Source organism: Pseudoalteromonas sp. AS71 (assembly GCF_038900275.1).
Taxonomy (GTDB): Bacteria; Pseudomonadota; Gammaproteobacteria; order Enterobacterales; family Alteromonadaceae; genus Pseudoalteromonas.
The window spans coordinates 66,289-80,228 of the sequence record NZ_JBBMQZ010000024.1; the positions used below are offsets into that span (position 1 = coordinate 66,289).

Genomic DNA, 13,940 nt, shown 5'->3' on the forward strand with positions numbered 1-13,940 from the left:
TAATATAAAAATAACAAAGTTTACCGAAAAAACATACAAAGGAAGTACTTAATTTATTCCAATAAAAAACCGATATTTAAATTAAACATCGGTTTTTTTAGTAAAAGCGAATAATTAGCTGCTTTTTTTCGTTGGGTTTCGCTTCACTCAACCCAACCTACGTTACTTACCAATCGCTTCTTTGGCGAATAGATGCTTTATTGGGCCTAGGTTATCAACGAGTGAAAGCCCTACTCCGCGAATAAGTTTTTTAACTGGGTTTGCACCTTCAAATAACTCTTTGAGCCCTTGCATCATGGCTATGTGCTTTTGCGCGTCAAGCTTGCGGGTGCGCTCGTAATCGCGAAGTGTGCGTGTACTGGCAAATTCTTTACTATCGCTTGCTAAAAGCGCAATTAAATAAGCGGCATCTTTTAGGCCTAAATTCATACCAAGCCCTGCAAGTGGGTGAATGGTATGTGCGGCATCACCCATTAACACCACTTTGCCTGAAACCCATTGTTGGGCGTAGCGCATTTTAAGTGGGAAAGCCGCGCGCTTACTTTGTATTTCACATAATCCGCATTGGCCATCTATGGCAGCCATCACCGATTTATTAAAGTCGGCGTCACTCATTGCCAGTAGTTCATCACAATGATTGGGATTGGTAGACCACACAATTGAATGGGTATTGGCATCGCTAAGTGGTAAAAATGCCAGAGGCCCTGTTGGTAAAAACACTTGGCGTGCGGTGTTTGCATGTGGCTCTTTGGTTTTAACCGTAGCAACTAGTGCGTGGTGATCGTAATCTTTAAAGCTAAGCGCCATATTAAATTGTTTACGAATAGCCGAGTTTGCGCCATCGGCTGCAACCAGCAGTTTTGCAATAATTGGTTCGCCGCTTTTAAGTGTTATAAATACGTCAGATTCACTTTGATGTATTTGCTGATACTCGGTATCGAACATTAGCGTGGCGCTTGGTTCCTGCTCTAGCTCTTTTATAAGTGCATAGCGAATAATATCGTTTTCAACAATGTGGCCTAAATGTTCAAGCTCAAGTTGTGCGTTGTTAAAGGCAATTTTACCAAAGCTGTCAGCATCGCGTACATCCATATGTGTATAAGCGCACGCTCGTTGTGCAATAATTTCGGGCCATACATTTAATTGTTCAAGCAGGGTTTGACTTGCAATGCTCAGCGCACTTACACGTAAACCATATTCGTTTATTGGTGGTGCTTGTGTTGATGTAGCGTCAATCACAACGACGCTTATATTGGCTTTTGCCAACCCTAGTGCCAGTGTTAGCCCTACGCAGCCGCCACCAACAATACAAACCTGAGCTTGTTTCATAAACGCTTACCTTGTTTAACTTGCCCCATTAGCTGCTTAGCTAGCGGCGCTTTTAATGCGGGAAATAAATCCATCGAAAACAATCCAATGCTGCGCCCCAATGCGAGCACTCGCGATGAGTTCGAAAAAAGCCTGACAAGTGCATCAGTTAAACTCATTACGGTTTTTATATCGCTACTGCGATTTTGTACATATTCACGTGTAAACGCATAGCTGCCTAAGTCGTGTTGGCTGTTTGCGATTAAATTACTAAGCACCTGCACGTCGCGAAGGCCTAAATTAAAGCCTTGCCCAGCAATAGGATGAATGGCATGTGCAGCATTACCAATAACCACTGTACGGTGCGCAGTTAAAGATTCGACTTGCCCATACACAAGCGGGTAACTGGTGCGTATACCTACTTTAGTAAACTGGCCACCACGATAACCAAACGCGCTTTGCAGTGCGCCTAAAAAGTCTTGCTCATTAAACGCCATGTGCTGATCAATCTGATTTTTTGGCATACACCAGACAAGCGAATAACGGTTATTGCTCATGGGTAATAACGCTATCGGTCCATTTTGTGTAAAACGCTCAAAAGCGTGATTATTATGCCCACCCGCCACTTCGACATTGGCAATAATGGCATGTTGCTCATAAGGGCGAGTATTAAAATCAAGCCCGAGTAAATTACGTGTTGGTGATTGTGCGCCATCAGCAATAACTAATAACGCTGCATTTAATTGCTCACCACTTTGTAGAGTGAGCGTATTGCTATGCAAGGTTTGCTCAATGGCGGTTACGCTATCGGGGCAATAAAGGCTAATTGTTGATAGCGTTAAACGCAGGTGGAGCGCTCGCCCAAATGGGTTTACTTCAACTACATAACCAAGTGAAGGTTTAGCAAACTCGTCGCTATTAATGTGGGCTTTACCAAAGTGACCTCTATCAGATACATTAACTTGCCTGATTGCAGCGGTATAACTGGCGGTTGGGTCAAATAAGTTAAGGTTTTGCAAATACGCAACCGATTGCTCAGCAAGTGCAATACTTCTGTCGTCAAAGCTTGGGTGGTAGTCGCTTGTTACTTGATTAGCTTCTACAACAGCAATATTTAACGCAGGGTTGGTTTTAGCCATACTTAACGCACAGCTTGCTCCTACTAAACCCCCGCCAATAATAACTACATCAAACTGCTTAGCCACTTTACTCTCCGAGCTTTATACGTTTTTAGCACTTTGCATAAGTGCCTCTATATCGCTAATTTTTTTAGGTACGCTTAGGGTCAAGTTTTCATGGCCGGTTTCGGTAACTAACAAGTTATCTTCGATACGAATACCAATACCTTTGTATTTTTGTGGTGCGCTTGAGTCTTCGCTTATATAAAGCCCTGGCTCTATGGTGAGTACCATACCAGGTTCAAAGGCGCGCTCTTGGTTATTTACCTTGTAATCGCCCACATCGTGAACATCTAAACCCAGCCAATGCCCAAGGCCGTGCATGTAATATTCTTTACAGGCACCTTTTGCTATTAAATCATTAAAGTCGCCAGTTAAAATCCCTAAATCAAGCAACCCTTGGGTCATCACTTGCATTGCGAGTTTGTTAGCATGCGACATGTAACCACCTGGCTTTACTTCATCAAAGGCAACTTCTTGCGCTTTAAGTACAATATTATAAAGCGCGGCTTGCGGCTCGCTAAATTGTCCGTTTACGGGAAATGTACGCGTAATATCGGCGGCATAACCTTGTAGTTCACAACCGGAGTCTATAAGTACCAGGTCGCCATTTTTTAATACGTCGCTATTTTGTGTGTAATGTAAAATATTGGCGTTGTCGCCACTACCAACAATGGTGCCGTACGCAGGATGCGGCGCACCATTCATAGCATAATGATGATGTAGCTCAGCCTCTAGCTGAAACTCAGTGGCACCCGCATGCGAATAGCGCATTGCGCGCATGTGCCCTCGCGCACTAATTTCACAGCTTTCTCGCATAACATCTATTTCACTTGGCGATTTAAACAAACGCATTTCGTGAATAAGGCCGCGTATTTCTTTTAAAGCATTCGGTGCTTTGAGGCCTTTTCGACAGCCACTTCGAAGTGTACCTAGTAATAAAAACACTTTAGTATCAAATGAAGAGTAGGCGCCTTGTGCAAAATAAAGCGCATTTTTTGCATTTAGCATATCCAGTAGCTTATCGTTTAGTTCACTTAGCGGGTAAGCTTGATCAAATAAGTAGTCACTTTTAGCTTTATCAAAGCCAACTCTGCGGCCATGCCAAATTTCTGCAAGCTTGTCTTTATCTAGGCAAAATAAAGTACTGGGTGCATCGCTGTTATTACATAGTACGAGTACGGCGTCGGGTTCGTTAAAGCCAGTTAAGTAAAAAAAGTCGCTATCTTGTCTAAATGCATATTCGGTATCGCGGCTACGCGTCACTTCGTTCGCAGCGGGAATAATAGCAACGCTATTTTCATCCATTTGAGCAAGTAAACGCTCGCGGCGTGCTTTAAATTCTGACTTTTGTACTTCAACCATTATTAACCAACCCGTTTTACTTTTTAAAAGTTAATGAAGTGTTTTTTTAGTGCTTTGCGTGCTCTGCACTTTACCAAGCTCTGCAAAACAAAGTAGTGCTGATACGCGCACATATTCAATCACTTCGTGCAGCGCTTGGCTGTCTTCTTCGGTTTCTTCAAAAGTGGTATCTAGGCGAGTGATTTCGCTAAAGTCAGTAATAACTTCTTTAACATCGCTTGATAGCTTACCGTAGTCTTTTTGCTTTAAACCAAAACCAAGCATAAAACCTGCTACCCATGATACGAGGCCATTAGCTTGATCGATGAGTGTTTCGTCGTCGCTTGGTAAAAATAAATCAAACTGAAATTCATCATCATTAAAGCTCGCGACTACTTGCTTATAAATAGTGCCAAAAAACTGCTTTAAATCGTTACTAAACGATTCACCATCGTTAAACACATCGCTCAAAAGACCTAAGTATTCTTTGTCGTCAATGGTTAAACCACACGCAAGTAAACCACTAATCACACCATGCGCTTCGGCAGGTGATACAAATATTTCGTTTTTTTCTAAAAGCAGTTGAGCTTTTTCGTAATCGGGTAAATCGTTCATAATCGAATCTTCGCTTTGCAAGTTAAGGCAATGCTACCACTCGATAAAAAGCAACTCCAATTAATTGTATGATCAAGCTCAAAAACCATGCGATAAAGTAAATGACGAGTTAAAGGTGCGGAAAAACTAAGCGAACGGTTTAATTTTTTGCGTTTGGGGTTTAAGGATTGGATTATGTCTTATATACTTAAATTGTTCCCTGGGGTACCGGAGCTTGGTTAAGTCCCTGAGCCGATAAATTTTATACCAGGATTTCTGTTCGTCTACTATTGTGCAAGCTCGGCATGTACCGAGAAGCCTACGGTAAACCGCAGATTTCCGCCCTGAAACCTTCTGGTTTCAGGACTGAAACCGGGTACCGTATCTTGGGGAACACCTTCTTATCTTTATACTCCCTTTTATTACTTATTCATTTTTTTGCTATACCTTCGTACATTATTTTTATAATTTTTGGCAAAAAAAAGCTGCAAGCAATTTCTTACTTACAGCTAAATTTTAAATGCTTACGCTTATTTACTTAAACCAACCTTGAAAGCGCTCCATCATCATGTAGTTTATTGGTACTAACAATAAAGTAATAAAGGTCGCAAAAATAATCCCAAACCCTAAGCTCACCGCCATAGGTATTAAAAACTGCGCCTGAGTCGCTTTTTCAAACAGTAACGGCATTAAGCCAATAAAGGTCGTTAAACTTGTTAGCATTACAGGGCGAAAACGCGATGCACCGGCAAGTTTAACTGCATCTAGTAATTTGCCGCCTTCACTGCGCTTTTTATTAATAAAATCAACGAGTACAAGCGAGTCATTTACTACCACCCCGGTTAGCGCAAGCATACCGAGTAAGCTCATAATAGTTAAGTCCATGCCCATAATCCAATGCCCTACTACAGCACCTATCATGCCAAATGGAATTACACTCATTACTATAATTGGCTGTAAGTAAGATTTGAGCGGTATAGCTAGTAATGCATATATAATGAAGAACACAAACACAAGTGCCCAAGCCAACGAACCAAATGACTCTCGTTGCTCTTTAGCCTCACCTTCTAGTTTGTAATCTACTCCAGGATATTGCTGCATTAATTCATCTAGGTATTCTGATAAATCAGCCTGAAGAATAGTCATATTAGTGTTATTTTTTTCGATATCGGCAGTTACATTTAAAGTACGGTAACGATCTATTCGATTAATAGTTGATGGACTTTGCCCAGCAGTAAGTGTTGCCACATGCGATAAAGGCACAGAGCCACCATCAGGTGTATTTATAAGTATGTTTTGTAAATCGGCTACAGAGCGGCGCTCATCTATAGGTAGGCGCACCATTACACGTACATCGTCCCGGCCTCGCTGAATACGTTGTGCCTGCGAGCCAAAGAACGAGTTACGTACTTGCCCTGCTACATTAACTCTATTTAAGCCCAGCGCTAAACCTTGTTGTGTAAGCTCTATTTGTAACTCTTCTTTACCGTCAGACATACTATCAGCAATATCAAATACTGTTGGGTAGGTCGATAAACGGGTTTTAATATGATTAGCCACGTCTTGTAAAATAGTCAACGAAGTACCGCTAAGCTGAACATCAATTGGGTCTGAACTTCGGCCAATTTCGGCTCTAAACGTTAAACTTTCGGCGCCTGGGATGACACCTATTAAATCGCGCCATTCGCTGGCAAGTTCTCGTGATCCTATATCTGATTCACGCTTTTCAGCCGGTGTTATTTCAAAGCGTACAGAGCCTGAATTAGATACACCACCACGCCCGCCTGTTGTGGCTAATATATTTAAAATAACGCTTTCGCCAGTATCTGGGTCGCGGTATTTTTCTTGTAATTGCTGCGCCTTTTGCGACATGTCAATTACGTATTTATTAGTTACTTCAAACGGTGTACCTGTTGGCAGTGTTAAGTTAACGCGGACTGTTTCGCTTGGTATGCGCGGGAAAAATACAAACTTAGTCCAACCGCTGGTGATCATGGTTAAAATTATAACAAATACACCAATAAACAAGCTTACCGAAGCCAATTTATGGCGCAGCGCTAAATTTAAAGTGGGTTGATAATATTTTAAAATTGCGTTTTCAAATCCATCTGCAAAACGCTGTTGAAGAACATCAAGCTTTGAAGGCTCACCTTTTTCGTGGCGCAGTTTTATATATTTTAAATGTGCTGGCAGTACAAATTTAGATTCAATTAATGAAAACAGTAATACAGGTATAACTACTACGGGTATTTGGGCAAATAAAGCACCACGCGCCCCTTCAATAAAGGCAAGAGGCAAAAATGCAGCGACGGTAGTTAATACACCAAAGGTTACTGGCGTTGCTACTTCTTGTGTACCCAAAATTGCAGCTTGCTCGCCCGACTTAGCCGTTTTTAAGTGGGTATAAACATTTTCGCCGGTAACTATGGCGTCATCAACAACAATCCCCAGTACCAATATAAAGCCAAATAAGCTCATAATATTAAGGGTTACACCAAAAATAGGCATCGCTATGAACGCGCCCATAAATGAAACCGGAATACCAATAAACACCCAAAATGCAATTGCAGGGCGTAAAAACAAAGTAAGTAAAGCCAGTACTAAAATACCGCCCTGTAAAGCATTAGTAGTTAAGGTTGAAATACGGCTTTTAACAAGTTCTGAGTCATCATCCCAATAGCTCAGTTCAAACCCCTGTGGTATTGAGCTTTGTTGCTCTTTTATATAGTTTTTAACATCGTCAGCAACGGTAATTGCACTTTGTGGACCAATTCGATATACGTCGATAAATGCTGCTTGCTTACCGTTAAAACGAGTACGTACTGGTGTTTCTTCAAAGTCGTCTTTAATTATCGCTATGTCGCCTAAACGAATAATCGTGCCGTCTGCTTGATTTTTAACAACAATATTGGCAAATTCATCTTTACGATATGCTTGCCCTTTAGAGCTTATAAGTACGTCCCCCCCTTCTGTTTTTAAGTTACCAGCAGAAATATCTGAACTTGAGTTAGAAATAGCACTCGATATTTGTGCAAGGCTTAAATCGTACTGGCGAAGAACGTCCTGGCTTACCTCTATAGCAATTTCATAATCACGCACACCACTTAGCTCTACCTGCGTTACATTAGGTAAACGTAGAATTTGATCGCGTACTGTTTCTGCGTATTCGCGGGTTTCTTTTTCGCCGTAGTCACTCGATACTGTAACCGCTATAACCTCACGGATACGCTCAGCAAGCGCTACTATTGGCTTTTCGGCATCGGCTGGAAAAGTATTAATTGCGTCTACACGACTTTTTATATCCGCTAAAAGCTCACGAGGGTCGTAACCGCTTTCAACCTCTATTGTTACAGAGCCAGAGCCTTCAGAAGAGCGACTAAATATTTGCTTAATGCCTTCTAAATCTTGCACGGCTTCTTCTATACGAATTGTTACGCCTTGCTCTACGTCCTCTGGTGTTGAACCACGCAAACTCACGTTTACACTTATCATGTCGGTTTCAAATGAAGGAAATACCTCAAGCGGTATTTTACTCGATAGACTAAAAAGCCCCGACAGTAACAACGTTACTAGCAGTAAGTTAGCAGCAACATGGTTTTTGGCAAACCAAGCTATCATGGTTTATCTCCTTGCTTTGCTGCACGGCGTTTTTTCAGCTCATCTACACTAATACCCAGCTCTTTCGCTTTTTGTTCAAGCTGCTCAGGAGATGGGCGCTTTCCTTTACCTTGCCCATTAGCTCCGCGGCTTTTAGGTTGCTCTGCGCTTTGCTCACCTAAAATCCTTACCTGAGTCCCAGAACTCACTTGCCCAAGTGGAGTAATGACGAGTTTATCATTTGGGTTTAATCCCGATTTAATCATCGCTTGTGTCGCATTTTGCCAAGCGAGTGTAATGTCTTTACGCTTAAGTACGCCCTCTTCAACAATGTAAACGTAAGTTCCTTGATAGATTGTACTGTTAGGGATTATAAGTGCGTTAGACACTGTTTTACCGGTAATTTGCGCCTTTATGTATTGCCCTATTTTTATTGGGTATTGGTTATTAGCTGTTGCTTTGTATGGGTCGTTAATTTTAGCAACTACATAAAGCTGTTGTGCGCCTTCATCAATGGCACCTTCAGTACGTGCCAGCTGCCCTTGCCAAGTTTGCTCACCTACTAAGTCTGAGGTAAATTTTACAATTGAACCCGCTTGGTTTTTAGCACCATCGCGATATTGTTCTGGTAAATTTACAAACGGAAGGTCTTTATTTTTAATTGGTAAACGAATCTCAACGCTATCGATTGCATAAATAGTGGCAAGCTGGGTATTGTTAGTAACAACTTGCCCTAAATCAACACTACGGCTGAGTATACGCCCGGCGTATGGCGCCGTTACTTTAGTGCGCTCTAAATCAAGCATTGCTTTTTCAAGTACTGCCTGCGCAGATAAAACTTCAGCTTCTGCTGCGGCTAGTTGTGGTTCACGCAGTACTAGGCTGCTTGCCTGATTTGAGCCACCAAGACGCTTCCAATCTGTGATAGCTTGTTGCCCACGCGCTTTCTCTTCCAGTAAGCCTTGCTCTGCGGTTAATAAATTGGCTTGAGAAGATTTAACTTCAGCTTGGTGATCTCTATCGTCTAGCTTTAAAAGGACATCGCCTTTTTCAAAAAAACCGCCTTCTCTAAAGTCATCGCTTACTTCAATTATTTGCCCAGATGCCTGAGCAACTAATAAACTTTGTGTACGTGGTTTGACCGTACCGTAGCTATCTATCATCACTTGGTAGTTTTGTGGTTTAAGCTCAAGCGCAGCTACACTTATTGATGCTTTAGGAGGTGAGCCAAAGCGTTTGGCCTCTGGCGGATTACCTTTGATAAACATAACAATTAAAATAGTGGCAACAATAACCACCGCTGGAATAATAATTTTTGCTGTTTTAGTTTTCATCGTTATTGCTCTTTAGTTCACTTGAGGGCTTTGCAAAATCACCACCAAGGGCAACATGTAAGTTAATTCTGTTAGCTATTAATTGGTTTTTAATTTCGATTAAGGAGCTTTGCGCATCGAAAGAGCGATCTTGTGCATCAAGCACGGTAGTGTAAGTTACCAAGCCACTTTGATATTGCTCAAACGATAACTGCTCTGCTGCAAGTGCATTTTCTTGCGCTTCAAGGGTGCTGCTATATTGTGATTTAAGAGACTGCTGCTGCGAAATGGCATTTTCTACATCACCAAATGCATCGTAAAGCGTTTGCAAATAAAGTTGCTCTTGCTTTTGAGTATTAAGACGCGCTATTTCTTCATTCGCTTTTAAGCGTCCACCTTCAAAAAGTGGCGCAGAAATACTTCCCAATAACGACCATGCAAGGCTTGATGGAGAAAACAAGTCGCTTACTCTGTCAGTGCTATCACTTAAGCTTGCTGTTAAGTCTAAACTTGGAAAGCGTTGTTTGTGCGCATACGCAAGTGAAGCGTCAGTAGCTAGAAGCTCATACCAACTTGCACGCAGAGTAGGTTTACGCGTTATAAGCTCTGAAGGTAAGCCCAATGGAATATCGGTATTAATAACGGGTAAGTCGCTACTAGCAGTAATAGCGCCTTTTGGGTATTCACCTAGTAAACGCTCAAGTACACGTGCTGATGCCGATAGGTTCGCCGTTTGAGTAGCAATGCGAGATCGTTCATTATTAAGCTCATTACGGGCTAAATATACATCGAGAGCTTCATTTATACCTTGGCGGTAGCCTGACTCAATAATATCCAAGCTTTGCTGTGCGTTGGCTTCACGGCGTTTGAATAAATCGAGCAACTGCTGTGCACTTACTACATCAAACCAACCAGTTACTACATCAGCAACGAGTTGCTGTTTAGCCTGTTCAAACCGTGCTTGCTGCGCTAAATAGTTAAGATTAGCTTCGCGCTTTGAGTCAGAAAGCTTACCCCATAAATCAACCTCGTAAGTTAAGTTTAAACTAGCTGAACTTGCGTTGTCATAACTTACTGGGCGGTTGTCTTTACTGCGACTTGTACGCGTTGATAAATCGAGGCTTGGCCAAAGTGCAGAGCCCGATACTATAAGCTGTTGTTTTTGGATCTCTACATCGTAGCTAGTTTGCAAAAGCTGTTGGTTGTTTTTAAGTGCTTGTTGTACAAATTTGTTAAGCGTAGGATTTTGTAATTGTGTAAGCCATTGCTCTTGTACTTTTAATACCGAGCTTGATGCTTCTTGCTGCCATTGCTGTGGCATATCCTTAGGGGCTTGCATACGCTGCGACGAGTTAAAATCACTCGCACAGCCGCTAAGCAGCATCACACTAATTGCCAATAGGGTTGGCTTGCATTGCCAAATCATAATTAAACCTAAATTACTGCTATTTATGAACGTAATTCAAGCACTTTGGCAACTTTTGCTCAACCTACTTTACATAACATTACATAGCTAGCGATGAACTAACATAATAGCCAGTTATACGGTAAAAGTGAGTAAATGATCAGCAATTTTTAACACTAGAAATAAAAAATGCCAATGGGGTATTTAACCAACATTGGCATTTAATGCATTTTAAACTTATTACTTATGCTTATTTGCAGCAGGCACAGAGGCTTGTTTTAATTCGATAGCTCTGAATTTTTCAACTTGAGGAAGGGTTAAATTAATTTTATTTATTTCTTCAATTTCAACAGTCACTTCATCAAAGCTAATCCCTTCTAAGTGGCCACCTAATTTGTAATCGTTTGATACAAAGTGAAAATGCATCCCCGGAATACTAATATTGCCTAAGTAGTCTGGTGTATATAACCCCACTAAAGTACCTTTAATATTTTGCTTAGTGTACATAACTCGCGTTTTTAAATACTCCATAAGTGGCACACTGTCGTTTTTAACTCTTTGTGCAGATGCCATTTTTAAAGAGTTAAATGTACCTGTGATTTTATAAGCATAAAAACTATTTTTAGAGCTCATAGTTGCTTTAAGTTTCTCGTCTAATAGCGCCAACGAACTCACATTTTTTAAAGTAATATGTTTCTTTGGATTAAACTTAAACATTGTCATGTAAGGCGCTGCTAAATTAGATGGGGCCTTAATTAATGAGCCATCAATTTCTATTTTATAAACCACACCGTTGAGCGCAACAAGCTCACCATCTAAATTATCGGCAGTCCCTAATCCAAATTGACCTTTTTCTAGCATTTCTGCAGGTGTAATATCGCCTGTATACACCTGATTAACTAACGCAAGCGGAAAACCATATTGTTCTATTACATTTTCAGTTGGAGCTGCCAAAGCCGCTGAGTTAAGTGTAAATAAGGCTAAAAAGCTAACGCTGATAAAAAATAGTTTCATGCTATTTCCAAAATAAAAAAGGTCGCTAAGCATTTCGCTTAACTACCAAAAAAAAGCAAATAGCGTTACTTCTGCTATTTGCTAAACGGGAAGTCGTTTTAATAAATTACAAAAAGTAATTTATAGCTCAGTTACAAAGCTCATATATTGCTCGAGGTCGCCTGCTACCGCTTCATGCATTAATTTACCAGTTTGAATTGCGTATGGTTGATTAAAGTGAATATCCCACACGTCTGATTCTTTGCGCCAATGCTCATACACAGCCAACGTGTCGTCTTGTCCTTCAATAGTGTACAAATCAAATATAAGATTGCCCTCTTCTTGACTACGCGTTTGTGTAATATGAGTTTCAAATTGAGTTAAAAGCTGTGCTCTATACTGCAATTTAATTTTGAATATAAAGAAGATAATAAATATATCGTCTTGTGAATTTAGCGTTTTAAGATTGCGCTCATGCAAAGGTGCAGGCGTTGTATCTTTTAAGTTCATAACTTCTGGCGCAGACACGCTAATATTAGGCAATGCTTGCAATAGAGCTTGCGTATAAGGCTGTGCACCGTGATAATTAACCGCGTTTTGGTTTTCAAAACGCTCGTAGGCAAAAAAGACTCCAGGTGCATTCTTATCTTGATATAAACGCATTTCTAGTAAGCCTGTTTCAGCTTTGCCGCCTTGCTTGTCATCTTCAAGCAGCGCTTTGAATTGATTTATGTATTCGTCTTTAATATTAAATTTAACTATTTGCGTGATCATAATTAACTCCAAAGAGATTAGCGCCGCATCAGTTAAACCAATGCAGTAATTAAAAATTAAACTTCAGTTAAAATTTCTGAATACTCTAAACGCGACTTTGGAAGAGTGGCATTAAAGTCATTTTTATCATCGCTATATCCCAAAGGCACAACAACTAAGCTTGAATAACCCTTTTCGCGTAAATCAAATTCTTCATCAAGTACGCTAACCTCAATTCCTTCCATTGGCGTTGCATCAATTCCTAAGGTAGATACCCCCAATAAAAATGCGCCTAAGTTTAAATAAACTTGCTTATCCATCCAATGCTGTACGTCTTTAAAATCTTGTTTGTGCAAATTAATAAACATATTACGACCACCATGCATACGCTCTTTAAACACGACTGGGTCTGCTACAAAACGGCCGTCTTTTTCTTCTTGATTTAAAACACGTAATAAATAGTCTTGCTCAATATCTAATTTACTAGCAAACACGAGTACATGTGATGCATCTAAAATTGACTTTTTATTGAATGGGAATAAACGCTCTGTTGATTTAGCTATTTTGGCTTTAGCCTCGTCACTAGACGCTAATATAAAATGCCAAGGTTGCGAGTTAACACTTGAAGGGCTAAATCTAAGTAACTCTTTAATTTTTTCAATATTGTCAGCAGAGATCTTTTTAGTTGGATTGTACGCTTTAGCTGACTGTCTATTTTTTGCGTAATGAGTAATATCTTGAGTCATAAACTTTCCCTATCTTGGGTTGAAAACACATAAGCAAAGGTACTTGCTTTTCGGTGAGGTAATTGTGCAAAAAATACGACAATAGAAAAAGAGAGAAACAATCCAATTAATATGGAACATTTTATCCATAATGACGTTGAATAAATTACAGATACAAAAAAGCCCCGCTATAAGGGAGGCTTTTAAATAAATGGTGCCGACTAACCGAGTCAAACGGATAACTTGTACAGGCTATTGATTACAAGCCAGTTGTTTCGCTTTTAACTATGGGTATTTTTAATTCTAAAATCGAAAACAAAAAAGCCCCGCTATAAGCGAGGCTTTTAAATAAATGGTGCCGACTAACCGAGTCAAACGGATAACTTGTACAGACTATTGATTACAAGCCAGTTGCTTCGCTTTTAACTATGGGTATTTTTAATTCTAAAATCGAAAACAAAAAAGCCCCGCAATAAGCGAGGCTTTAAATAAATGGTGCCGACTAACCGAGTCGAACGGATAACTTATACAGACTACTGATTACAAGTCAGTTGCTTCAAGTTACCTAAAATAAATGGTGCCGACTAACCGAGTCGAACGGATAACTTGGACAGACTACTGATTACAAGCCAGTTGTGTCGCTTTTAACTATCGGTATTTTTAATTCTAAAATCGAAAACAAAAAAGCCCCGCAATAAGCGAGGCTTTAAATAAATGGTGCCGACTAACC

Annotated in this window: 10 protein-coding genes and 1 other RNA gene; 1 reads left to right on the forward strand and 10 read right to left on the reverse strand. The window is 40.4% G+C overall.

Annotated elements, in window-relative coordinates:
• Positions 1–162: 162 nt before the first annotated feature.
• From WNY98_RS17070 to WNY98_RS17085, 4 genes are read right to left on the reverse strand one after another with little or no spacing between them, the layout of a single operon-like run.
• Positions 163–1,329 (reverse strand): FAD-dependent monooxygenase, encoded by a 1,167-nt coding sequence (locus WNY98_RS17070; RefSeq protein ID WP_342878476.1) that lies wholly within the window; start codon positions 1,327–1,329, stop codon positions 163–165.
• On the reverse strand, positions 1,326–2,513 hold the full coding sequence (gene ubiH / locus WNY98_RS17075; protein WP_342878477.1) for a 2-octaprenyl-6-methoxyphenyl hydroxylase: 1,188 nt from the start codon (positions 2,511–2,513) through the stop codon (positions 1,326–1,328). The genes WNY98_RS17070 and ubiH overlap by 4 nt, the downstream gene beginning before the upstream one ends.
• Before the next feature lie 15 nt (positions 2,514–2,528).
• A complete protein-coding gene (gene pepP / locus WNY98_RS17080; RefSeq protein WP_342878478.1) occupies positions 2,529–3,851 on the reverse strand; it encodes a Xaa-Pro aminopeptidase in 1,323 nt (440 codons plus the stop codon).
• Positions 3,852–3,881: 30 nt separating this feature from the next.
• Positions 3,882–4,445: a UPF0149 family protein gene (locus WNY98_RS17085; RefSeq protein ID WP_342878479.1), complete on the reverse strand. Its 564-nt coding sequence runs from the start codon at positions 4,443–4,445 to the stop codon at positions 3,882–3,884.
• Positions 4,446–4,638: 193 nt separating this feature from the next.
• Here WNY98_RS17085 and ssrS point away from each other — a divergent pair.
• Positions 4,639–4,821, forward strand: a non-coding RNA gene (ssrS, locus tag WNY98_RS17090) — 6S RNA.
• Positions 4,822–4,958: 137 nt separating this feature from the next.
• Here the strand turns inward: ssrS and WNY98_RS17095 are convergent.
• The 6 genes from WNY98_RS17095 to nfsB all read right to left on the reverse strand — a co-directional run bounded on the left by WNY98_RS17095 (position 4,959) and on the right by nfsB (position 13,231).
• Positions 4,959–8,042, reverse strand: a complete 3,084-nt coding sequence (locus WNY98_RS17095) for an efflux RND transporter permease subunit (protein WP_342878480.1) — start codon at positions 8,040–8,042, stop codon at positions 4,959–4,961.
• Entirely contained in the window at positions 8,039–9,355 is a 1,317-nt protein-coding gene (locus tag WNY98_RS17100) for an efflux RND transporter periplasmic adaptor subunit (protein ID WP_076925259.1), read from the reverse strand. The genes WNY98_RS17095 and WNY98_RS17100 overlap by 4 nt, the downstream gene beginning before the upstream one ends.
• The gene (locus tag WNY98_RS17105; protein ID WP_342878481.1) at positions 9,345–10,760 is read right to left on the reverse strand and encodes a TolC family protein; all 1,416 of its coding nucleotides are present in this window, start codon (positions 10,758–10,760) and stop codon (positions 9,345–9,347) included. The genes WNY98_RS17100 and WNY98_RS17105 overlap by 11 nt, the downstream gene beginning before the upstream one ends.
• A gap of 219 nt (positions 10,761–10,979) precedes the next feature.
• Positions 10,980–11,753 (reverse strand): acetolactate decarboxylase, encoded by a 774-nt coding sequence (gene budA / locus WNY98_RS17110; protein WP_342878482.1) that lies wholly within the window; start codon positions 11,751–11,753, stop codon positions 10,980–10,982.
• A 120-nt stretch (positions 11,754–11,873) separates the two neighbouring features.
• On the reverse strand, positions 11,874–12,506 hold the full coding sequence (locus WNY98_RS17115) for an antibiotic biosynthesis monooxygenase (protein ID WP_342878483.1): 633 nt from the start codon (positions 12,504–12,506) through the stop codon (positions 11,874–11,876).
• A gap of 56 nt (positions 12,507–12,562) precedes the next feature.
• Positions 12,563–13,231, reverse strand: coding sequence for an oxygen-insensitive NAD(P)H nitroreductase (gene nfsB, locus WNY98_RS17120; protein ID WP_342878484.1), 669 nt, complete (start codon positions 13,229–13,231; stop codon positions 12,563–12,565).
• Positions 13,232–13,940: the final 709 nt, after the last annotated feature.